At 59.1% G+C, this 20,366-nt stretch carries 20 protein-coding genes and 2 pseudogenes; 13 read left to right on the top strand and 9 right to left on the bottom strand.

What is annotated here, in order from left to right; translation table 11 throughout:
* Nucleotides 1-381 precede the first annotated feature (381 nt).
* Nucleotides 382-816: a winged helix-turn-helix transcriptional regulator gene (locus MKI86_RS21455; protein ID WP_241605157.1), complete on the bottom strand. Its 435-nt coding sequence runs from the start codon at nucleotides 814-816 to the stop codon at nucleotides 382-384.
* Between the two features lie 42 nt (nucleotides 817-858).
* Between MKI86_RS21455 and MKI86_RS21450 the strand changes: the two genes are divergently transcribed.
* The gene (locus MKI86_RS21450) at nucleotides 859-1,665 is read left to right on the top strand and encodes an SDR family NAD(P)-dependent oxidoreductase (protein ID WP_241605155.1); all 807 of its coding nucleotides are present in this window, start codon (nucleotides 859-861) and stop codon (nucleotides 1,663-1,665) included.
* A 45-nt stretch (nucleotides 1,666-1,710) separates the two neighbouring features.
* Nucleotides 1,711-2,094: a VOC family protein gene (locus MKI86_RS21445; RefSeq protein ID WP_241605153.1), complete on the top strand. Its 384-nt coding sequence runs from the start codon at nucleotides 1,711-1,713 to the stop codon at nucleotides 2,092-2,094.
* Nucleotides 2,095-2,469: 375 nt separating this feature from the next.
* On the opposite strand, the gene MKI86_RS21440 is transcribed toward MKI86_RS21445, so the two are convergent.
* Nucleotides 2,470-3,102, bottom strand: a complete 633-nt coding sequence (locus tag MKI86_RS21440; RefSeq protein WP_241605151.1) for a TetR/AcrR family transcriptional regulator — start codon at nucleotides 3,100-3,102, stop codon at nucleotides 2,470-2,472.
* 91 nt (nucleotides 3,103-3,193) lie between these two features.
* Between MKI86_RS21440 and MKI86_RS21435 the strand changes: the two genes are divergently transcribed.
* The 4 genes from MKI86_RS21435 (at nucleotide 3,194) to MKI86_RS21420 (ending at nucleotide 6,440) form a co-directional block, all read left to right on the top strand.
* A complete protein-coding gene (locus MKI86_RS21435) occupies nucleotides 3,194-3,847 on the top strand; it encodes an O-methyltransferase (protein WP_109461594.1) in 654 nt (217 codons plus the stop codon).
* Nucleotides 3,848-3,904: 57 nt separating this feature from the next.
* Nucleotides 3,905-4,786 (top strand): NAD(P)H-binding protein, encoded by an 882-nt coding sequence (locus tag MKI86_RS21430; RefSeq protein ID WP_241605148.1) that lies wholly within the window; start codon nucleotides 3,905-3,907, stop codon nucleotides 4,784-4,786.
* Nucleotides 4,787-4,798: 12 nt separating this feature from the next.
* Nucleotides 4,799-5,179: a darcynin family protein gene (locus tag MKI86_RS21425; RefSeq protein WP_241605146.1), complete on the top strand. Its 381-nt coding sequence runs from the start codon at nucleotides 4,799-4,801 to the stop codon at nucleotides 5,177-5,179.
* Nucleotides 5,180-5,267: 88 nt separating this feature from the next.
* Nucleotides 5,268-6,440 carry an arabinose transporter gene (locus MKI86_RS21420; RefSeq protein WP_241605144.1) on the top strand — a complete coding sequence of 391 codons (1,173 nt, stop codon included), beginning with the start codon at nucleotides 5,268-5,270 and terminating at the stop codon, nucleotides 6,438-6,440.
* Nucleotides 6,441-6,685: 245 nt separating this feature from the next.
* On the opposite strand, the gene MKI86_RS21415 is transcribed toward MKI86_RS21420, so the two are convergent.
* On the bottom strand, nucleotides 6,686-7,627 hold the full coding sequence (locus MKI86_RS21415; protein ID WP_241605142.1) for an AraC family transcriptional regulator: 942 nt from the start codon (nucleotides 7,625-7,627) through the stop codon (nucleotides 6,686-6,688).
* Nucleotides 7,628-7,718: 91 nt separating this feature from the next.
* Here MKI86_RS21415 and MKI86_RS21410 point away from each other — a divergent pair, with 91 nt between their 5' ends.
* Nucleotides 7,719-8,696 carry an oxidoreductase gene (locus MKI86_RS21410; protein WP_241605140.1) on the top strand — a complete coding sequence of 326 codons (978 nt, stop codon included), beginning with the start codon at nucleotides 7,719-7,721 and terminating at the stop codon, nucleotides 8,694-8,696.
* 264 nt (nucleotides 8,697-8,960) lie between these two features.
* Here MKI86_RS21410 and MKI86_RS21405 read toward each other — a convergent pair whose 3' ends face one another.
* The 4 genes from MKI86_RS21405 to MKI86_RS21390 all read right to left on the bottom strand — a co-directional run bounded on the left by MKI86_RS21405 (nucleotide 8,961) and on the right by MKI86_RS21390 (nucleotide 11,229).
* Nucleotides 8,961-9,407 (bottom strand): carboxymuconolactone decarboxylase family protein, encoded by a 447-nt coding sequence (locus tag MKI86_RS21405; RefSeq protein ID WP_241605138.1) that lies wholly within the window; start codon nucleotides 9,405-9,407, stop codon nucleotides 8,961-8,963.
* A 92-nt stretch (nucleotides 9,408-9,499) separates the two neighbouring features.
* Nucleotides 9,500-9,937, bottom strand: a complete 438-nt coding sequence (locus tag MKI86_RS21400; protein ID WP_109461587.1) for a cupin domain-containing protein — start codon at nucleotides 9,935-9,937, stop codon at nucleotides 9,500-9,502.
* Nucleotides 9,938-9,952: 15 nt separating this feature from the next.
* Nucleotides 9,953-10,705, bottom strand: coding sequence for an SDR family oxidoreductase (locus MKI86_RS21395; protein ID WP_241605136.1), 753 nt, complete (start codon nucleotides 10,703-10,705; stop codon nucleotides 9,953-9,955).
* Between the two features lie 11 nt (nucleotides 10,706-10,716).
* Nucleotides 10,717-11,229 carry an RrF2 family transcriptional regulator gene (locus MKI86_RS21390; protein WP_241605134.1) on the bottom strand — a complete coding sequence of 171 codons (513 nt, stop codon included), beginning with the start codon at nucleotides 11,227-11,229 and terminating at the stop codon, nucleotides 10,717-10,719.
* Nucleotides 11,230-11,482: 253 nt separating this feature from the next.
* Between MKI86_RS21390 and MKI86_RS21385 the strand changes: the two genes are divergently transcribed.
* From MKI86_RS21385 to MKI86_RS21375, 3 genes are all read left to right on the top strand, one after another.
* Nucleotides 11,483-12,064, top strand: coding sequence for a TetR/AcrR family transcriptional regulator (locus tag MKI86_RS21385; RefSeq protein WP_109461584.1), 582 nt, complete (start codon nucleotides 11,483-11,485; stop codon nucleotides 12,062-12,064).
* Between the two features lie 176 nt (nucleotides 12,065-12,240).
* A protein-coding gene (locus MKI86_RS21380; protein WP_113048895.1) for an IS3 family transposase occupies nucleotides 12,241-13,430 on the top strand; the annotation gives its coding sequence in 2 pieces (ribosomal slippage) (nucleotides 12,241-12,490 and nucleotides 12,490-13,430; 1,191 coding nt in all).
* Nucleotides 13,351-14,142, top strand: a complete 792-nt coding sequence (locus MKI86_RS21375; protein WP_241605132.1) for an SDR family NAD(P)-dependent oxidoreductase — start codon at nucleotides 13,351-13,353, stop codon at nucleotides 14,140-14,142. The genes MKI86_RS21380 and MKI86_RS21375 overlap by 80 nt, the downstream gene beginning before the upstream one ends.
* Before the next feature lie 168 nt (nucleotides 14,143-14,310).
* Here MKI86_RS21375 and MKI86_RS21370 read toward each other — a convergent pair.
* Nucleotides 14,311-14,540 (bottom strand): annotated as a pseudogene (locus tag MKI86_RS21370) (LysR family transcriptional regulator); the annotation flags it as partial.
* Nucleotides 14,541-15,014: 474 nt separating this feature from the next.
* Here MKI86_RS21370 and MKI86_RS21365 point away from each other — a divergent pair.
* Nucleotides 15,015-15,568, top strand: a pseudogene (locus MKI86_RS21365) (IS5 family transposase); the annotation flags it as partial.
* A gap of 244 nt (nucleotides 15,569-15,812) precedes the next feature.
* Here MKI86_RS21365 and MKI86_RS21360 read toward each other — a convergent pair.
* The gene (locus tag MKI86_RS21360) at nucleotides 15,813-17,765 is read right to left on the bottom strand and encodes a putative bifunctional diguanylate cyclase/phosphodiesterase (RefSeq protein ID WP_241605130.1); all 1,953 of its coding nucleotides are present in this window, start codon (nucleotides 17,763-17,765) and stop codon (nucleotides 15,813-15,815) included.
* A 716-nt stretch (nucleotides 17,766-18,481) separates the two neighbouring features.
* Here MKI86_RS21360 and MKI86_RS21355 point away from each other — a divergent pair.
* Together MKI86_RS21355 and MKI86_RS21350 are read left to right on the top strand one after the other, a co-directional pair.
* The gene (locus tag MKI86_RS21355) at nucleotides 18,482-19,084 is read left to right on the top strand and encodes an ANTAR domain-containing response regulator (protein ID WP_117372063.1); all 603 of its coding nucleotides are present in this window, start codon (nucleotides 18,482-18,484) and stop codon (nucleotides 19,082-19,084) included.
* Nucleotides 19,081-20,295, top strand: coding sequence for a CmpA/NrtA family ABC transporter substrate-binding protein (locus MKI86_RS21350; protein ID WP_241605128.1), 1,215 nt, complete (start codon nucleotides 19,081-19,083; stop codon nucleotides 20,293-20,295). The genes MKI86_RS21355 and MKI86_RS21350 overlap by 4 nt, the downstream gene beginning before the upstream one ends.
* Nucleotides 20,296-20,366: the final 71 nt, after the last annotated feature.

Below are 20,366 nucleotides of genomic sequence, written 5' to 3'. Positions count from 1 at the left end.
CGCGGACGGGTCACCTACTGAGATAATGCTTTGATGAACTCCCCTGCGAGATAATGGCTGTCGTCCCAAAGCCCGAAGATCGCAAGCAGGTTAAATGGACGGGTTTCAAGTTCGAATCCCTTCAAGGCGAGGCTATGACCGCTTTGTGCCCTCATTTCGACTGGCGGTGGTTCATTACCCGGTCTAAAGAGCGACCGTTCGTTGCGAGTCAAATGAAGGTCTGAAAAGGGCGGAAGCCGGATCCTCGCCGCCGTGACAATCCGATTACCTAACAAAGATGAAGCCGCCATTCAGGCGACCAAGATTGGGGTTTTTTCTGCGCTGCCGAACCCCGCTCCAAAGCCCAACCGGACATAGTCAGGTAGCCCGACGCAAAGCACGTCATCCACGGGGCCTAGACGACCCGTGAGCCCGCAAGCGGTCCCCAGCGCGATCAGGCGCTTGATCGTGATCCTCCGAGAATTGGTGTGCGGCAAGCAGCACCGGCATCAGTGCTTCGCCGCGGTCAGTCAGGCGGTACTCCACCCGAGGAGGAGTCTCACCGAAATCGATCCGCCTGATCAGCCGGTCGGCCTCGAGTTCGCGTAGATGCTGGGTCAGCATCTTCTGCGAAACGTCGGAGATGTCGCGCAAGAGCAGAGAGCTGCGCTGCATCCCATCGGCATAAAGTCGGAACAGGATTGGCAGTTTCCATTTTCCGCTGATCATTTTCAGGCACCGAGTGACCTGTGTCACCGCGCCATCCGGTCCGAGGCAGGCGCTGCGGTCGAGGTCGGTCACAGGCACCTTTTGGTGCGTTCTTGCGGGGTCCATCATGTCGCTCCTACATCACGTCTTCATCATAAAAGGAGCTCGACCATGAATCTACATCTCGACGGCAAGATTGCTCTGGTGACCGGGAGCAGCAAGGGCATCGGCGCCGGTATTGCCCGTGGACTGGCACGCGAAGGCGCAGCGGTGATGGTTCACGGGCGCGACCGGGGGCAAGCCAACGCCGTGGCGCGGCAAATCGCGCAGGAAGGTGGGACGGCGCATGTCGTGACAGGGGATCTGACAGACGAGGCGGAGGTCGATGCGCTGCTAGCCGAGGTGCGCGTCCTTGGAGACATTGACATCCTCGTCAACAACGCGGGCGGCTCGGCCGGTAACTCGGATTGGAGCACGACGGAGGTCGGTGCATGGGCATCGACCTATGATGCCAACGTACTGGCGGCAATGCGAATGGCGAAGGCGGTCCTGCCGCAGATGCGCCAAGCCGGGTGGGGACGGATCATCAACATTTCCAGCCTCGCCGCGCTGATGCCTCCCGCTGGCAACCCCGACTATTCGGCGGCTAAGGCCGCGATGCTGGCGATGTCTGCCTCCATGGCCAAAGCCGTTGCGGCCGATGGAGTGACCGTAAATACGGTTTCGCCCGGCACCATCCGCAGCGAGAAACTCGAGCGCAAGTTCCGCGAGGTCGCGCAGCAGCGCGGTATTGCGCCGGATGCCCCGTGGGAAGAGGTAGAAGCGGAAGTTCTTCCACTTTTCGCGAGCGTCCCCATAGGACGGGTTGGCACACTGGAGGAGATCGCGGATGCCGTCGCCTTCCTCGCCAGTCCGCGCGCCGCTTACATCACCGGCTCAAACCTTCGCCTGGACGGAGGAATGCTACCGACCAGCTGACACGCGCCTGAGGACAAACAAGGTAGTGAATGAAAGGACACACGAATGAGCATTTTCGATCATGTCAGCCTCAAGACGACCCGTCTGGAAGAAACGCAGCGGTTCTACGAAGCGGCCCTCGCGGCCTTGGGCATAAACAAGAGGTTCTATGTGGAGCGTGAAGAAGGTGGTGTTTCCGGCTTTGGACGCGAGCGCGTCGAGCTTTTCATCGGCGGGGTGCAGGGACCAGAGCCGACTCCAGTTCACGTGGCCTTTCGTGCCAAGAACCGCGAAGAGGTGGAGGAATTTCATGCCGCTGCCCTGACGGCCGGCGGAACGGACAACGGCGCACCGGGCATACGCCCGAAGTATCATGAAAATTACTATGCGGCCTTCGTCATAGACCCAGCCGGAAACAACGTTGAAGCGGTGTTTCAGGGCCCTGCATGAGGGCCTTCAGCAGCTGGAAGCAGGATCTTGGAGTGACGGTCCGCCTTGTGCTCGGTGCTGAACTTCTACCTCTCCGGGTCTGGCATCCGCAGCGAACGGCAGCTTCGAATGGCCACGCTGCAGCATGCTGACCTGGTGCTGAAGGCCGCCGCAGTGCCCAAAGAGCCATTGCATTTAGAGACAACCGACGTCAGCTGAACCCAACGGGATCGCGAACCCAGGCGAGGATCATGATGACTAGGTCGCTGGTACATTTCCACTGCCTTGCAAGATCGTGCGATGCGCGATCGCCCGTTGTTGCCCGGCAAGGCCCTGACTGCTCGAGAAGGTTCGCCAGCACAGCCGGAAAGGTATGCAGATCGCCCTGACCCTCAGTCAAACCGATTGTACCTTTTCCAAATAAGCGATGAACATGTCTGACATGGCATCTGCATAAGCATCAATCTCTGAGCTTTCGCGCGGCGTCTCTGTCAGTTCTTTCCCGACTGCAGTCATCGTCATCACGATCAGATCGCCTGCGCGTTGTCGCGTTGGGTCCTGAACCCCAGGCAGCGCCTCGACCATGAATGCCTCGATGATGCGGTCGCCTTCAGCGTGAATTTCCTGGGCCTCGGCGGCGTCACGATAGAGTGGCGCGGCATCATCAAGCGCCAGACGGACTTCGGCTTCTTCGACCTCGGAACGCAAGAACGAATGCACCAGGTGTCGTAAACGGTCAGTGGGTGGCCGTGCCTGATCCGTCAGAATGATCCGCCATTGTTCAGTCGTCTGTCTCCATTCGTCGCTCTGCAGGCGGTAAAGTATCGATGCCTTGTTCGGAAAGTACTGATACAGCGACCCTACACTGACCCCAGCCCTTTCCGCGACGCGTGCGGTTGTAAATCGTTGCGCTCCTTCCTCCGCCAGAACGCGAATAGCGGCTTCGAGGATTGCCGCAACCAGCCCTTCCGAACGTGCTTGTCTAGGCTGTTTTCTCGAAGAAATACGCGGAGTTGCGCGCTTGGTCATAGAGGATCTTCCGGAATGCGAATTGCGAAATGTGACGGATTAGTCGCATTATAGCTCATCCAAAACACGACCTCAACCTGATTGGAAGACGATGACTACCTTACAGAATTCGCGCGTTGCGCCGCTTTTGGATCGGCTCTTCACTGAAGCTGACACCGCAACCAGCCCGATCTTTCGCAGTCTATCGGGAAGCGAACGGGCGCGTCTCTTGGATAGCAAAACAGAATATCTTCAGCTCTACTCGCTGATGAAGGACCTTTGGCTTCCGGTCTCGCCGGAAACGGGAAGGCTCCTCTACATGCTGGCGCGCAGCATCGGGGCAAAGACCGTTATCGAATTCGGGACGTCATTTGGAATCTCAACGCTGTTTCTGGCGTCAGCGCTGCGCGACAATGGCGGTGGACGCCTCATCACTACCGAGTTCGAGGTTTCCAAGGTCGCAAAAGCCCGCGAGCACCTTACGGAAGGCGGCCTGATTGATCTTGTCGAAATCCGGGAAGGGGATGCCCTTCAGACGTTGAGCGTCGGCCTGCCGGACCAGGTCGATCTCGTGCTGCTCGATGGCGCAAAGCCGCTCTACGCGGACGTCCTGCGCCTGGTGGAAAACAGCCTCCGGCCCGGTGCTCTGATCATCGCGGATAACGCAGATCTGTGCCCCGATTACCTTGAGCACATGCGCACGGCACACGGCAATTATCTGTCGGTAGCGGTTGCCGACGACATCGAACTTTCGATCCGCCTGTGAACCGAAGAACTGCTGCCTGCGACCACCAATCCCTCAACAGAATGAAAGAAGCTCATCATGATTGTTATCACTGCCCCAACCAGCCAAATTGGCAGACAGGTTGTCAACACGCTCATCGAAGCAGACGCTCCGCTTCGTCTGATCGTCCGCGATGCTGACAAGCTGCCCGAACATGTTCGCGATCGAGCGGAAATCGTCCTCGGATCCCACGGTGACGCCTCCGTTGTCGACCGCGCTTTCGAAGGTGCCGACGCCGTGTTCTGGTTGGCACCGCCCGCATGGGCGCAGTCCCTGGAGGATGCTTACCTCGCCTTCGCTCAGCCCGCGGCAGAGGCGATCCGCCGCCATTCTGTCCCGCGCGTCCTGTCGATCACCGCGATCGGCCGGGGAACGGAATGGCAGGACCGGGCGGGGCCGGTTACCGCCTCGCTCCAGATGGACGACCTTTTGATGTCGACTGGCGCAGCATTCCGCGCACTGGCCATGCCCTCGTTCATGGAAAACACGGCCCGTCAGGTCGGTGTCATGAAGGAGAAGGGCATGTTCTTCGGTCCGATTGCTTCCGACCGGAAGCTGCCGTTTACGGCAACGCGGGACATGGCTGCGGCGGCGGCCCGCCTGCTTGCTGATCGTGCCTGGAGCGGACAGCAGGAGGTTCCAGTGTTGGGGCCCGAAGATCTGTCGTTCGACGACCAGGCGGCGATCATTTCCGAGGTCACCGGTCATCCTGTGCGTTACCAGCAGATTTCCTATGACCAGTTCAAGCAGCAGTTCCTGGCCCGAGGCACAAGCGAATCCGTCGCTCAGGGTTATGTCGATATGTACCGGGCGAAGGAAGAGGGCATCGACAATACTGCTGCCCGCACCCCTGAAACGACCGGCCACACCAGCTTCCGGGCATTCTGCCAGGAAAAGCTGATGCCCGTGTTTGCCGTATAAAGGAGAGGCATGATGGACACCGCTGGATCACAGTACGACCTTGCGACCAACCCGTTGACCATATTTTGGCTCATCAAAACAACGCCCGAATGGCTACAACTCCCGCCGCAGGGGGAAGGAGGTCGGTTTGCGTTTGGCAAAACCGTGCTCAACCCGATCCTGGCACGTTACCCAGGTGCCAGAATGGCATTCTTTGATAGCGAGGCATTCACCGCCGATTGCACCGACGTCATGGTCTGGACCGTAACCGATCTCGAGCACTACAACGGCGTGGTCAATGATCTTCGTGAGACCAAGTTCTTGAGCAGCTACTTCACCATCGAGAAGATCATTCCCGCGATCGAGAACGAATACGCCAAACACTACAAGGCCGAAGTCCTCGGATCGGCCTGATCAGGTCCCTTCCATGTTCCTCTGATCGCTGGAACCGTAAGCGTTGACGTCAACCAACGCACCCAAAATCACCAAAAGAGTGCGTTATATGACTGATATCACTGAAGCCACGCCTGGCTATTCGCGCGTGGTCATCCTGACCGTCGCCCTGTTTCTCTCCTATCTCACCGTTGCCATGGCTCTGCCGGCCATACCGGTTCATGTTGTCGAAGGTCTCGGCCTCGACAATACATGGGGCGGCCTTGCAGTCGGCATCGCCTTCCTCTCCACGATCCTCACACGGGGGCATGCCGGTGCATGGAGCGATCGGGTCGGGGGCAAGCTCGCGATGCAATACGGCTTGCTCATCTACGTTGCAGCCGGCCTTGTCTGCGCCCTGGCTGCCTGGCCTGACCTCTCGGTTAAACAAAGCTACATGCTGCTCCTCGTCGGCAGGCTCGTGCTCGGTCTGGGCGAGAGCCTTGCCTTGGTGGGCATGATGGGCTGGGCAATCGGCCTGACGGGACAGGCACGGTCGGGACGTGTCATCTCCCTTGTCGGGATGGGCATGTATGGCGCGTTTGCCGCTGGTGGCCCTCTGGGGTTGACCTTGCTTGACCGGATCGGTTTTGTGGGTTTGATGGGTGTATGCAGTATCCTGCCAATGGTGGGACTAATCATCATCCAGTCTGTCCCGGCCGTAAGACCTCATGCTGGTCCACCCGAGTCCATCTGGCGCATGGTCGGACGGATCTGGCTCCCCGGTGCGGCAGTGGGTTTGCAAGGGGTCGGCTTTGCCGCGCTCGGCGCCTTCTTCCCGCTCTACTTCCTAAGCAAGGGCTGGCATCAGGCCGGACTTGGCCTCACGTTCTTCGGCACTGGCTTTGTCGCGATGCGGCTGCTCTGCGGGCATTTGCCGGACCGGATGGGAGGCGCACGCGTTGCGGCCGTCTCTCTCGTGGTGGAAGCTTTTGGCCAATATCTCATCTGGCTTGCGCCTGGGCCGTATGCGGCTCTTGCGGGCGCTCTTTTGACCGGTATTGGTTGCTCTATGGTCTTCCCATCGATGGGATCCGTCGTGATCAAGCAGGTGCCGCCTCAGCTTCGGGGAACAGCAATCGGTGGCTTCGCGGCCTTTCAGGATCTGGCATACGGTGCAACCGCGCCCGTTGTCGGAGTACTTGCCGACTACGCGGGATATTCCTCGGTTTTCTTGATCGGAGGATTTGCTGCAACCCTGGGTCTCTGCGCTGCAATGGCAGCCGGTCGCCACAATGGTTGAAGTACAAGCTGCGGGCGGGAGCAATTTCCGAGTGTGCTCCTCCGGAGGGCTCCAGACGTCATAAAGCACATTCTCATGTACTTCAGCAGGCTGACATCGATCACATTGTGGGCCGCAAGTTCGAATCCCATCACGAGCGATGATGCGGCTAAGAGGAGAAGACTGGAAGCGGTGAAAGATCATGGTGACTTGTTTTGCCGTGGCGTGCCCCGACACCCGTGACGGGCCAATCGACAGGTAAGCTTTCATGCGTTCACCAACTCACGCTGTTTATCGTCGCGATGTAAGGCACGATAACGCGCAGGCGATTGGCCGAGCGTACGGCGGAAGCTCGCCGCAAAAGCACTGTCGGACGCGTAGCCGAGAGATTGAGCGATCTTTGGCAGTGGCTCGTTTCCACGCCTCAGCCGGGCGGCCGCAAGCCGCATCCGCCAGCCCGCTAGATAGTCTATCGGTGATGCTCCAACGATGGCACGAAATCTTTCGGCGAATCCGGAGCGGGATTGACCCGCGAGAGACGCCAGTGCCTCCACTGTCCAGCGGTGCGACGGATCGGCGTGGATTGCCCGCAGTGCCGGCGCCAGGCGGGCATCCGCAAGGCCGGCGAGCCAGCCGGGATGCTGCGATGTCTGCCGTGCCATATAGGCACGCAGCACATGGATGAAGACGAGCCGCAGCAGATCGTTGCAGGCGATGCGAGCACCTGGCGCGGTGCTGTTCCACTCCAGGTCCAGTTGTTCGAGCAGCCAGCCAATCGGTCCCGCCTCCTCGCGATCGACGACTACGATCGGCGGCAAGGCGTCAGTGAGGAGCGATCCGTCGACTGTGTCGAGGTTGACGCTGCCCCCGAGGAGAACGAAATCCCGACCATCGCCCACTGAAACATCGAGATTGCCCCCGGCGAATACCTCTGCCGCCGCTATCTGCTTCATGTTGAGATCGCTGCAAAGCGTAAACGCCTTGCCGCTGACCACAAGACAATCGCCAGCTTCAATGCGCAACGGTGCCTCTCCCTGCGGGATCAGCCAGGTACCGCCTTCGCGGATCGCGTTGAACTTGAGGTAGCCCGGTGGAGGAAAAGCAACGGACCACGAGCCGCCGGCCGCGAAACGCACTGAAAACAGCGCCCGCGCATCAATGGCGCTGAGCACGTCGGATAGGGGATCCTGCAGGTTTTGGACGATCACGACAGAAATCTGGATCCTGGAGGCTGGGGGCTCCAATAATTTATCCGATATAGGGGAGGGACACCAGAGCCATAAATGAAGGAGCAACGACATGTCCGAACAAAAACCTATTGGATCTCGGTTCAGCGCATCTAGCACAGCGCGCGAGGTCATCGAGGGCATCGATCTTTCCGGCAAGACGGCGATTGTCACCGGCGGCTATTCCGGTCTCGGCGTCGAGACGACGCGGGCGCTCGCTGGTGCCGGCGCGACTGTCATCGTACCAGCTCGCAATCGCGAAAAGGCCGAACGCACACTTGCCGGTATCGACAATGTTGTTATCGAAGCGATGGATCTCGCAGATCCCGCATCGGTTGCCGCCTTTGCTGGCAAGATCGTTGCGACGGGCATGCCGATCTCAATCCTGGTCAACAGCGCTGGCATCATGGCAACGCCGCTTGCCCGTGGTGAGGCTGGGCACGAGAGCCAGTTTGCCACCAATCATCTCGGCCATTTCCGGCTGGTTGCAGGTCTGTGGCCTGTGCTGGTCAAAGCGGGCAACGCGCGGGTGATCTCTGTATCGTCGCGCGGCCACCAAATCGGGCCGGTCGATTTCGACGATATCGATTTCAGGGTGCGCCCCTATGACAAGTGGCAGGCCTATGGGCAGGCGAAGACGGCAAATGCTCTGTTCGCGCTGGCACTTGATCGCCGCGGAGCCGCGCTTGGCGTGCGGGCATTTTCGTTGCACCCGGGCGTCATCCTGACCGATCTAGCCCGCCATCTTACCGAAGACGAGATCAACTCTTTTGATGTCTACGACGAGAATGGCAATCGTCGGGTCGATCCTTCGCGCGACCTCAAGACGCCGGAACAGGGAGCAGCAACAAGCGTCTGGGCAGCAACGCGACCCGAACTCAACGGTATTGGCGGCGTCTACTGCGAAGACTGCGAAGTCGCCCTGCCGCAGGCAGAGACGGATGGGACCAGAGGCGTGGCCCCGTGGGCCATGGATCCACAGGCTGCTGAACGGCTCTGGCTGCTTTCTGAGCATGCAACCGGCTTGTCAGTAGGTGATCGTCGAGGCTGAGGCATATCGGCAGACTAGCGCTTTGCGATGTCGCCAGGCGAGGCCTTTGGGCAGTCGATGACCGGCTACATTATGGTCAGTCGGTATCGGGCAATGGTAAAGCAGCGGCTCACCTTCAGAAATCTACTGACGTGATCGATGCGATAATGCCTTCCGTCTTTGGGAGATGGCGACGCGGATGGTCGCATTGCCACTGGCCAGAACACCCTGTCGGACCTGGACGGCCCGGCAGGGTGGTGCCTATGCGTTGCGCTGGTAGCGCGATCAGGCCTTGGCTGCAACCGGAAGCCTGAATGGCGCCCCGAGGCGATTGAACGCGTTCATCGCAGCGATCGTGATCGTCAGATCGACGAGATCCTTCGGTTCGAATACTCCGGCGGCGGCGGCATAGGCCTCGTCGGAGGCGTGGGTCTGGCTGACATTCGTGACTTCTTCAGCCCAGGCCAGCGCTGCTCGTTCCTGCTCGCTGAACAGGTGAGGCACCTCGTCCCAGACCGGCAGCAGAGTGATCTTGTCTACGGACATCGTCTTGCGCAGATCGCGACTATGCATGTCGATGCAATGGGCGCAGCCGTTGATCTGCGACACGCGCAGGAAGACGAGATGAATCAGCTCTTCAGGTAGGTTCGTTTTCTTGGTGACGTATTGATGGACGCCGAAGAGCGCCTTGGCACCCTCGGGGGCGACTTCGGACCAGTTCATGCGGGACATATTGTTCCTTTCTTGTGGACGCGGTTCTCCGTTCGCCGGTGAAACCATCGTTGCTTGTGCGGTAGGTGAGGGGGTGGATCTGGTAGGTAGCGCTACGGCTTGCGCGGCGTCGTCAGGACGGCGTCGTCGGTATCGACGACGAAGACGGCGAGCAGCTTCGCCGGCTCGGTCTTGCTTGCATTGGCGCTGACGTCATGGCGGTCGCCTGGCAGCTCGGTGAAGTTCTGACCGGCGGTAAAGGTCTTCGTCTCGCCACCATTCACGGCGCTCTGGATCGCGCCTTCTAGGACCGTGGCATAGATCAGCGCAGACTTCGCATGCGTGTGGGCGGAGCTGTAGCCGCCGGGGCCGTACTCGACGAGGACGCCCTTGACGCTCTTGCCAGGGACGTCGGGCAGGGGATGCTCGTAGACGAGCGTCACCTTGGCGTCCTTCGTATCGTGGGCGAGTCCTGGCTTAGCGACATCGTGAGCGGACGCGGTGGCAAGGGTGGCCGCGAGTGCCGCAGCCGCATATGCAATGATCTTCATGATCGTGCGCTCCTTCTATGCCTTGAGCCATTCGGCGACCGTGATCGCGCCCTTGATGTAGTCTCCGCCGGGAACCAGTGAGCCGGCGACAACCGGAGCGCCGAAGTATTCGACGGCCGCGTCAGCGTTGACCGGACGAACGTCGCTCTTGGCATCGAGATAGGTCCGGATGAAGGATCCGAACGGTCCCCGTTCGGGCCCGGCAAGATCGACGAATCCGTTCTTCGGCTCGCCGAGCGCGGCTTCCACCAAAGCAGCGGCGACGTCATTGGCCGCGATCGGTTGGAAGTCGATATCCGGCACTTTCACGGCGCCGTCGGCCGAGTACGCGTCCACCAGCGTCTCCGTGAATTCATGGAATTGTGTGGCCCGAACGATCGTGAAGGCCTGGCCCGAGGTAGCGACGGCCTCCTCCTGCGCCAGCTTACCTGCCATGTAAGGATTGGCCGAGAGCTGATCGGCATTGACGATCGAGAGGACGACGTGATGGCGCACGCCTGCGGCCCGTTCGGCGCTCGTCAAGTTCCGGCTCGACGTTCCAAAGAAGTCGGCGATCACGGCCTTGTCGAACGACATCATGTTTGAAACGTCGATGACGGCGTCGGCGCCCGCTAGCGCATCGGCCAGTCCTTCTCCCGTATAGGCATTGATGCCGTTGCTGGAGCTTGCGGCGACGGCCTCGTGGCCTGAGTCCTGAAGCAGTTTCACTGCCTTTGAGCCAATCAGGCCCGTGCCGCCGATGACGACGACCTTCTTCATCTTGGTCATGGTGCTTTCTCCTATGACGAGGCGCGATTGCCCGTCTTGCGTTCGTGGAGTTCAAGGAAGGCGCATCCTCGTGCGGCGATACCGCCGTCGTCGGCTGCGACGAGATCCGCCAGAAGATCCGCGACAGACACCTTGGCGAGTTCTGCGCGATAGGCCTTCTCGGCCTTCAGCATCGCGGCGTTGATCTGGCAGGGTTTGGTGAAGTAGCGCTGCGGCAATGGGTTCGGCCCCCGCTGGCGGATCTCCGCGCAGCGGAAGGCGGGCGCCGGTCCTTCGACCGCGAGGACGATGTCGAGGAGGCTGATGTCCTTTGGCGCTTTCGCCAGCCGATAGCCGCCCTTCGGACCCGGCGTCGTTGCGACGATCCCGGCGCCGGACAGCGCCTGCAGGTGCTTCAGCAGATAGCTCGTCGACACGCCGTGGAGTTCGGCCAGGGCTGCCGCCGACAGTACGCCGTCTTCCGACAGACCCGCCAGGAATGCCGTGCAGTGGATGGCCTGCTCTACGCCTTCGCTCAGTTTCATGTTGCATCTCCTAATCGTGGATATTAAATGTCTATGATTAGGAAGAAGTCAATCCCTGTTCGTGAGGTCTGTCCGAAATTTTGGATCTCGGATCAGACACAGGAGTTAGCCAGCCGGGCGCCTCGTCATGGGCAGGAAGTTCGGGGACTACTTGTTAACGCCGGAGGATGTTGTGCCAGCGCCCCCGACGCATCTCTGCTGCAAGGGGAATTTTATTATTGACTGATCTGTCCATAATTGTTACGTCGTTTGTATGGCCAGACCGAGAGAATTCGACCGAGACGCAGCGTTAGAGAAAGCACTTAGGGTGTTCTGGGCGAAGGGATTTGCGGCGACCTCCACCGATGATCTGCGTGAGGCGATGGGCATTGGCAGACAAAGCCTCTACAGCGCCTTCGGCGATAAGCGTACACTTTACCTGGAGGCGCTGGATACCTATCAGCAACGGACGAACACTGGCCACGTCAAGAGGCTAAGCGCCCCGGCATCGCCTATACGGGGCATCGAGGATCTGCTTGTCGGTCTTGTGTCGGAAGACGATTGCGAGCGGACACTTGGATGCATGGGGGTGGGATCCGTCGGCGAGTTTGGTGTGACCGACCCTGAAATCAATGCGCGCCGCGGCGCTGCAAGTGCTGCGCTCGGTCGACGTATATTTGAGAGAGTGTTGGACGGCCAACGTTCAGGAGAAATCAATCCGGCTCTTGACGCTGAAGAAACTGCTTCATTCATTCAGATGACGATGACCGGCCTGCAAGTGGCTGCGCGCGGCGGCGCAAACGCTTCTGATCTGAAGGCGATGGCACGTTTTGCAACGCAGCGCCTCAAGCCTTAACGCGGCCTCCACAGATGGGGGCATTTTATTTGCCTAATTATGGACAGGTCTGTCAAGAAAGGAAATTCCAATGACGATCGAAGAATGCAAGACCGCCCTCGTGTTTGGAGGTTGACCTTGCCCCGTTGAAATAATCCATTTTGAAGTAAGCTCTGGCCCATTGAGAGGACCAGGGAATGAAGCGCAATCGTTTTACAGACGAACAGATCATCGGCATTCTGAAGGAGCACGAGGCTGGCACGCCGGTCTCGGAGCTTTGCCGCAAGCACGGCGTCAGCGATGCCAGCATCTATAAGTGGAAAGCCAAGTTCGGCGGCATGGACGTATCCGAAGCCAAGCGATTGAAGACGCTGGAAGACGAGAACACGAAGCTGAAACGGCTCCTGGCAGATGCGATGCTGGACAATGCGGCTTTGAAAGACCTTTTGGGAAAGAAGTGGTGACGCCCGCAGCAAGGCGAAAAGCTGTCGCGCATCTGATGGATCACCACCAGATGAGCGAACGGCGGGCGTGTAAAGCCATCGGCTTTTGCCGGATGACGATCCGTTACGAAACCAGGCGCAGCGATGACTATGACCTTCGCGAGCGGATGAAGGCGCTGGCGCATGAACGTCGCCGCTTTGGATATCGACGCCTTCATGTGCTGCTCAGGCGTGAGGGTCACCTTGTGAACCACAAGCGGCTCTTCCGGCTCTATCGGGAAGAGAAACTGACGGTGCGCAAGCGCGGCGGTCGGAAACGAGCGATAGGCACACGAGCACCGATGCTGATCCCGCTTGCCGCCAACGATCGCTGGTCATTGGACTTCGTGTCGGATCAGCTCACCGATGGTCGCAGGTTCCGGGTGCTTACGGTGGTCGACGATTGCACCAGGGAGTGCTTGGCTCTCGTCGCCGATACGTCGCTTTCCGGTCTGCGGGTTGCCCGTGAGCTGGACCGGATCATCGAGGGACGAGGCAAGCCGAAGATGATCGTCAGCGACAATGGTAGCGAGTTCACCAGCAACGCGATCTTGCAATGGACGGATCGGACCAAGGTGGAATGGCACTACATCGCACCGGGCAAGCCGATCCAGAACGCCTTCATCGAAAGCTTCAATGGGCGGCTGCGAGACGAGTTCCTGAATGAGACTCTCTTCTCGTCGCTGGCTCATGCTCGATCAGCGCTTTCAAACTGGCGCTACGATTACAACGATCACCGCCCACACTCTGGCCTCGGCTGGCTGACACCCGCCGAGTTCGCTCAGACAATCAACCCGCGACGTGATGCGGTGCTGCGCAGCCGAAATGGCTCCGCACCGCACCCCGCCGCTACCGCCCCGAATACAGCAACCCAAAACCGCTGGAGCGAACTTAAAACTGGATAAAACTTGGGGGCAAGGTCAAGGTGCCCGTGGCATCGGCGCCGCTGCAGTCGAAAGACTTGCAAAAGAGGGGTACGATGTTGCCTTCACATATGTTTCGCGACCGGACAGCGCACAGGCGCTCGTTGCCGAGATCGAGAAGAGCGGGCGCCGCGCCCTAGCCATCCAAGCCGACAGCGCAGATGCTAACGCCCTTCGTGGGGCGGTGGCCAAGACGGTAGATGTCTTTGGGCCGCTCGACGCTGTCGTCGTCAATGCAGGGATTTTGCGCCTCAACACAGTGGATGCGGTTAGTCTCGAAGAACTTGATCTGATGATCGACATCAATATTCGAGGCGTTTTCCTGTCCATCCAGTCCGCAGTGCCCCACATGAAGGATGGCGGCCGCATTATCACAATCGGGTCGAACACGGCAGAACGGACAGGAATGCCGGGAGCAAGCGTCTACCAGTTCTCCAAGGCTGCGGTCGCAGCGATGGTGAAAGGCTTGGCACTTGATCTCGCTCCACGGCGCATCACCGTCAACAACATCCAGCCAGGTCCGACGGACACTGACATGAACGCCGGTGCCATTGAGATGTTGTCTGACCGCAGCCCGTTGAAGCGCGTTGCCGATCCCAAGGAGATTGCCGGGATGGTGTCCTATCTCACAGGTCCCGACACGTCCTTCATGACCGGATCGAGCCTTACAATCGACGGGGGCTGGACGCTATAAAGTCAACGCTCCAGGGCTAGGGCCGCTCGCAGCGGCCCTGTCCACTACTCCCGCATTTTCCTCCTGCAAGATTCTGCTCGGCAAAACTTACCGGCAGGCAATCTTTGGTTTATCGCGATGCAATTCGCCAGTTCCACATACTCCAGGAGGGCATCGATCATCTGTCCCTCATCCCAGGCTTCCGGCGAAGCGTTCTGCATAATTTTCCCGCTGAAACACCTCGGCGACAAAGTCGATGAAGACGCGTGTCTTTGAGGGGAGCAGGGCTCAGTTTGCATCATAGATCGAGATGGGACCGGCATCGACCCACCAGCCGGCAGGAGCCGGATAAGTTCCCCCCGTTCCAGATAGGGCCGGGCATCCGGCTTGGCGATCATCGTGACGCCAAGTCCGAGTATGTTGAACGCTTGGTCGATGTTTTAGATAGTTATGCATTTAGATCTCTCGGGCCGCCGGTTCACATCCCTTCAAGAGCGGACATTAAATAGCGGCGTCCTAAAGGTAGCTGAAGTCCGCGGTTATCGAGCCACCGGCTCGAATCTTTCAGATCTGCTGGTTCCACGCGGAACTGAGTGAAACCCTCAGGCTGGACCACCGAGGCACTTCGAACTAAGCCGCCTGCTGGGCGAGTTGGTTTTCAAATTCTGCTGGCCACACAGAGCCAAGCGCCGAGTGCAGCCGCTTGGCACTGGAGATCTCCCGAAAACCGCTGGAGCGAAGTCAAAACCCAATAAAAACTTGGGGAAGGTCACAAGAGAACCGCGTGATCTTTGCCTTATCAGAGCGCTCACATACCGATCCCGCGCGGTAATCTGCTCAGAAATTGAAATTCAGGCTTGCCTTCAACGCCTGGTCCACCGTGCCGGATGCGATCTCGGCTCGGCGTGTTCGACCGCATCTTCGCCAGCCTTGCCGGCGAAGGGCCAAAGCCCGAGCGCATCATGATTGACGCTACGCACCTGAAGGCCCACCGCACGGCAGGGAGCCTGCTAAAAAAGGGGATGTTCCCCATCGTATCGGACGAACAAAAGGCGGGCTGAACTCAAAGCTCCACACCGTCTGCGATGGTGACGGCCGGCCAATCATCCTGCTCCTGTCGGAAGGCCAGATGAGCGACCACAAGGGCGCGCGTCTTGTGCTCGAAGCCTTGCCTGCGGCTTCTCATCTCATCGCCGATCGCGGCTACGACAGCGCCTGGTTCCGCGCCGAACTCGAAGCACGAGGTATCGCGCCTTGCATCCCGTCAAGCCGCAGCCGCAAAGTCCCATACGCCTATGATAGGGTTCTCTACCGCCAGCGCCACAAGGTCGAGAACCTGTTCGCAAAACTCAAGGACTGGCGGCGCATCGCAACACGCTACGACCGATGCGCCCACACCTTCTTCTCGGCAATATGCATCGCGGCTGCCGTCATCTTCTGGCTCTGATCAATGAGTCCTGAGCCTAGACCAATATAGATCTCCGTTGGCCGTGCCGTGGCGCGCGATGAGAAAGCAGTCATTCGCGGGCTTGTACGTACATCAGGCCCTATCCATCTTCACTTGCACTGATACAAGCGAAGTGCGCTGTGCCCCTGTGCCCCTGTGCTGGTGCGATATTTTCAAAAATACGATTTGAAGTGCCATGTACAAATGCTGGTTCCCGCACCTTCAATGCTTAATTGGCCCCTGATTAAACTGCGATCTGGCTGTACCGATGCGTATGTTGCGCAGCCAGATATCGTGCCTCATCCTCCGGCAGCGGAGGCGAGAAAAGATAACCCTGGACACTGGTGCCGCCCAACGCTTTGAGAGCTTGAAGCTCCTCTTTGGTCTCGACACCTTCGATGACACAATCCAAGCCCATATCTGCACTCAGTGCTAAAAGCGACTTCACGATTTTGTAACTCGCAGGCTTCGTGTGCAGATTCGCAACAAAGCTCCGGTCGATCTTGAATTTAGTTAGCGGCAACGCGTGCAGCCGTGTGAGGCTTGAATAGCCTGTGCCGAAATCGTCGAGCGATATGCCGCACCCAAGGCGCCGCAACATCTCGACAGAATGAGTAATTTGCGCGAAATCATGGGCGAAAGCCGTTTCGGTAATTTCGAGATCAAGCCGCTTGGGATCAAAGCCGCTTCTTTCGACAACGCTCAGGATCGCGAGAGCGCTTTCGTTCGAATTCAAGTCGTGCGCCGACAGATTGAATGCGAGTCGCAAATGTGCATCCCAGCACGTAGCAGCAGCCAGTGCCTTCCTTAAAAGGGTCTTCGTCAATTCGCCGATGATGCCGGCTCTTTCGGCGACAGGAATGAAACGTGCTGGCGAGACTTCGCCCAAGGTCGGGCTGGCCCACCGAGCCAAGGCTTCAAAGCCGAGGATGGAGTGATCGCTGACATTAACGATAGGCTGGAAGACCAGAGAAAGCTCCCTTTCGAGGTTCGCCTGCTTTAGGACGCTCTCAATTCGTGCATCGAGGTTGATCTTGTCTTTATGGTCAGTATTAAAAAGGACCGCGCCGCCGCGGTGCCTCTTTTTGGCATGGTAAAGCGCGTAGTCGGCCCGGTCGAAAAGCTCCTCTGGGCTCAGTGCGAGGTCGGGAAAGACGGCAATCCCCATGGAAGCCGAGATGTGGACGACACCTTCTGGCATTTGATAGGGTTGCCTCAACTGCGCAGCGACATTATTCGCATTGATTAGAAGTTCGGTATTCTCCGGCGGAAGCGGAGCGATGATTGCAAACTCATCTCCGCCCAGCCGGAAGGCTGTACTCGCCGTCAGTGTCTCAGACAAGCGATTGGCAACGTCGACCAGAAGACGGTCGCCCACGGAGTGACCGTAAAGATCATTGACAGGCTTGAAGCCATCAAGGTCCATAACCGCGAGAGCCATCCGTGTTCCGCTAGTGCTTGCCCTCCTGAGATTGACCTCTAACGCCGCGAAGAATGCGCGGCGGTTTCCAAGTCCCGTAAGGCTGTCCAGGTTGGCAAGCCGGAAATTCTCGTTGCTCAGCGCGTCGCTTTTTTGCTTCGAAACCACCATGCTCTCGAAGTTTCGATAATTCGTAAGAAGGATGGACATCATGCCTGCGCAGACCAGCAGGATGTTGATCGCGATTGCGACGAATGTCGGCTGAGCCGTTGAGACAAAGAATGCGATGAAAGCGCCGTTGACGACAATTGTCACGATGAACGCTGCTGAACGCAAATACATCAAACAGAAGATGCAGGATATTACGGTGATCGCCATGTAAAATGCGACGTGCGAGCGGGTGTAAGCGTCGCCATAGGGAACAAGCGCGAACGACCAGAGTGTAAACGCGCTGGCGATAGCGCCCGCCAGACGATTGGTGCGTTGCAAAGCTGTAAGCGCGAGTTCAGGTGAAGGATCGACATTTCTCGTCCGAAGCCAGAAGAACACCCTCAATAGGCATCCGACGGTAAACAGTGATGGAACACCAAGCGTAAGCCAGTATGGCGCCAATCCTAAATGCGTTACCGCAAGCGCCCAAGTGCTGGTAAGCAAAATAAAATACATCATCGGCATTTGATGGGTGAAAGCTCGATACTGAGCTTTTAAAAGCTCGGGGTTCGTGCTCTGCACCGCCATGAACTGCTGAATCTTGCGCTGCACATTCCATATATTCATCGTTCAGCCCATCAATTTATGGTGAATTCATACCACATCGATGCCTTCGACAACGCAAACTAGTACGGTTAACAAATTCGATGGGTCACGTAGATGGACCCCGACTGATCGATGGGTAAATTCGGGACATCCATCCTCCCCATATCAGAGCGTGCGTTCAGAGTTTTACGGGCGAGCAGAAGTCCCTGTTTTTAAGATGTGGTTCGACCAGACTCAAACAAAGCCTGCGATTTGTGGGGCGAAGTTGCAGTAGAACCGGGCAGGCCGGCCATGAACCGATGTAAGGCGTTCAACGTCATCCTACTCGGGGAGCATGCCGTCTTTGAACGGCGGTTCGCTCATGGCACGAGTGTGTCGGCTGGCCGATGCTGCCGGGAAACGGTTGAGCGCCTGGCACTTCGTCAGCGCGCGCTGACCAGAGTAAGCAGGAGGGGTACACTCTGGATGCATTTCGGGCCTTTCCCGCGAGATCGCCGTACCGCGCCGCCTGGATACTCGTGCCCTCGACAGCAGCAGCTGCTGCTCTCTCCGCCGCTGCTGTCTAATGGCAGATCGCGAGGCGGTCCAGCGTCGTTATCAACCTCACGCTAGTCCCCGCGAAAGCTCACCACGGTCATTCTTTGCATATATAAAGTGGCTTGATATCCCTGCGGTAATGCTGCATTGCAAAACGACGACGCAGCAATTCAGCAGCGCGGTTTCGGTGCGGTTGCCATATGAAGCCGAATGAATTGAACGTACTTGTTATCGACGAGAACCGCATCCGCGCCGCCATCATCGAAGAGGGGCTGCGGGATGCGGGTTATGACCAGGTCACGGTGATCGACGTCATGCATGGCTTGGCGCGTCGCATCGCCGATCTCAATCCCGATATTATCGTAATCGATTTAGAAAACCCGAACCGCGACATGCTGGAAAGCATGTTCCAGCTGTCGCGCGCCGTAAAACGCCCCATCGCCATGTTCGTCGACAAGTCCGACGAGGCCTCCATCGAGGCGGCGGTCGAAGCGGGCGTCTCGGCCTATATCGTCGACGGGCTGAAGCAGGAGCGGGTGCGCCCCATCCTGAAAATGGCGATCAGCCGCTTCAATGCCTTTTCCCGTCTCAGCCGGGAGCTGGAAGAGACGCGCGGGGAACTGGAAAACCGCAAGGTCATCGACCGCGCCAAGGGACTCCTGATGCGCTCGCGCGGGCTCTCCGAAGAGGCGGCCTATGCGCTGCTTCGCCGCACGGCGATGAACCAGAACCGCAAGATCGTCGAGATCGCCCAGAGCCTCGTCACGGCGGCCAGCCTGCTCGACCCCGGAGGAACGGAATGACGACGCGCCACGCCATCACCGCCGGTTTTGTGCCGCTGCTTGACAGCGCGCTCCTCGTCGTCGCCCGCGAAATGGGCTTTGCCGAGGCGCAGGGCATCGATCTCACCTTGCTGCGCGAGCGCTCCTGGGCGAGCATCCGCGACCGTCTTGCGGTGCGCCATATCGATGTCGCGCATATTCTCGGCCCTATGCCAATCGCCGGCAATCTCGGCCTGAACCTTCCCGCACCCGAGATGATCGTTCCGATGGCGCTCGGCCTCGGCGGCAATGCGGTGACGGTCTCGCCGGCGCTCTGGCAGGCGATGGCGGATCATGGTGCGACGGCCGATCTCGATGCGCGCGCCAATGGCGCGGCGCTCCGCGCAGCCATCGCAGTACGGACGGGCGCGCCGCTGCGCTTCGGTGTCGTGCATCCCTATTCGGGGCACAATTACGAACTGCGCTACTGGCTGGCTGCAAGCGGCATCGACCCGGATCGAGACATTGAGATCGTCGTGCTGCCGCCGCCCGACATGGGTGATGCGCTCTCCGAGGGGGTGATCGACGGCTATTGCGCCGGCGAACCATGGAACACGTTCGGCGTGCTGCGGCGCGGCGGGCATCTGGCCACCGTCAAGGCGGCGATCTGGCGGTCGAGCCCGGAAAAGGTCCTTGGCGTTAATGCACGCTGGGGCGCGGCCAATCCGGAGGCGATGGCGGCGCTGCTTGTTGCGCTGTATCAGGCGTCGCTCTGGTGTGCCCGACCGGAAAACCACGCGGCCCTTGCAACGCTGCTGGCGCAGCCAGCCTATGTCGGGCACGATGTGGACCTGCTGCTTCCCGCCCTCGATGGCAAGCTGCCGGTTGGTGGCGAGACGGTGCGCACCATCGGCGATTTCTTCGTGCCGAACGCCAAGGCCGCCACCTTTCCCTGGAAAAGCCACGCCCTCTGGTTCTACACGCAGATGGTGCGCTGGCGGCAGATCGGGCATACGGCGGAGCGCCAGCGCCTTGCGGCGGAGACCTATCGACCGGACATCTACCGGGCCGCGCTGAAGGACCTCGGTATCGCCATGCCCTCGGTCAGCGCTAAGGTCGAAGGGGCCTTGACCGTCGCAACGCCCGTCGGATCTTCCGGCGTCCTGACGCTCGGTCCCGACGGCTTCTTCGACGGTGGCCGCTTCGATCCTGATGATGTCGAAGCCTACATCGCGTCGCAGACGGTTGGCTGAGTGTGCGCGGCGCTTAATTATGCGCACTGCACAAAAAATGGCTTCGTGGATGCACGAACAGCGAGGCGCTT

Origin of the sequence: Shinella sedimenti, from assembly GCF_022601905.1 — a bacterium.
GTDB classification, from domain to species: domain Bacteria; phylum Pseudomonadota; class Alphaproteobacteria; order Rhizobiales; family Rhizobiaceae; genus Shinella; species Shinella sedimenti.
The sequence above is the reverse complement of the archived record's forward strand: the minus strand, read 5'-3'. Positions and strand labels throughout refer to the sequence as shown.

What these genes read in the sequence shown, in the direction of transcription:
- MKI86_RS21455 (WP_241605157.1), bottom strand. Translation starts at nt 816, where the DNA reads ATGATGGACCCCGCAAGAACGCACCAAAAGGTGCCTGTGACCGACCTC.
- MKI86_RS21450 (WP_241605155.1), top strand. Translation starts at nt 859, where the DNA reads ATGAATCTACATCTCGACGGCAAGATTGCTCTGGTGACCGGGAGCAGC.
- MKI86_RS21445 (WP_241605153.1), top strand. Translation starts at nt 1,711, where the DNA reads ATGAGCATTTTCGATCATGTCAGCCTCAAGACGACCCGTCTGGAAGAA.
- MKI86_RS21440 (WP_241605151.1), bottom strand. Translation starts at nt 3,102, where the DNA reads ATGACCAAGCGCGCAACTCCGCGTATTTCTTCGAGAAAACAGCCTAGA.
- MKI86_RS21435 (WP_109461594.1), top strand. Translation starts at nt 3,194, where the DNA reads ATGACTACCTTACAGAATTCGCGCGTTGCGCCGCTTTTGGATCGGCTC.
- MKI86_RS21430 (WP_241605148.1), top strand. Translation starts at nt 3,905, where the DNA reads ATGATTGTTATCACTGCCCCAACCAGCCAAATTGGCAGACAGGTTGTC.
- MKI86_RS21425 (WP_241605146.1), top strand. Translation starts at nt 4,799, where the DNA reads ATGGACACCGCTGGATCACAGTACGACCTTGCGACCAACCCGTTGACC.
- MKI86_RS21420 (WP_241605144.1), top strand. Translation starts at nt 5,268, where the DNA reads ATGACTGATATCACTGAAGCCACGCCTGGCTATTCGCGCGTGGTCATC.
- MKI86_RS21410 (WP_241605140.1), top strand. Translation starts at nt 7,719, where the DNA reads ATGTCCGAACAAAAACCTATTGGATCTCGGTTCAGCGCATCTAGCACA.
- MKI86_RS21405 (WP_241605138.1), bottom strand. Translation starts at nt 9,407, where the DNA reads ATGTCCCGCATGAACTGGTCCGAAGTCGCCCCCGAGGGTGCCAAGGCG.
- MKI86_RS21400 (WP_109461587.1), bottom strand. Translation starts at nt 9,937, where the DNA reads ATGAAGATCATTGCATATGCGGCTGCGGCACTCGCGGCCACCCTTGCC.
- MKI86_RS21395 (WP_241605136.1), bottom strand. Translation starts at nt 10,705, where the DNA reads ATGACCAAGATGAAGAAGGTCGTCGTCATCGGCGGCACGGGCCTGATT.
- MKI86_RS21390 (WP_241605134.1), bottom strand. Translation starts at nt 11,229, where the DNA reads ATGAAACTGAGCGAAGGCGTAGAGCAGGCCATCCACTGCACGGCATTC.
- MKI86_RS21385 (WP_109461584.1), top strand. Translation starts at nt 11,483, where the DNA reads ATGGCCAGACCGAGAGAATTCGACCGAGACGCAGCGTTAGAGAAAGCA.
- MKI86_RS21375 (WP_241605132.1), top strand. Translation starts at nt 13,351, where the DNA reads ATGGCTCCGCACCGCACCCCGCCGCTACCGCCCCGAATACAGCAACCC.
- MKI86_RS21360 (WP_241605130.1), bottom strand. Translation starts at nt 17,765, where the DNA reads ATGAATATATGGAATGTGCAGCGCAAGATTCAGCAGTTCATGGCGGTG.
- MKI86_RS21355 (WP_117372063.1), top strand. Translation starts at nt 18,482, where the DNA reads ATGAAGCCGAATGAATTGAACGTACTTGTTATCGACGAGAACCGCATC.
- MKI86_RS21350 (WP_241605128.1), top strand. Translation starts at nt 19,081, where the DNA reads ATGACGACGCGCCACGCCATCACCGCCGGTTTTGTGCCGCTGCTTGAC.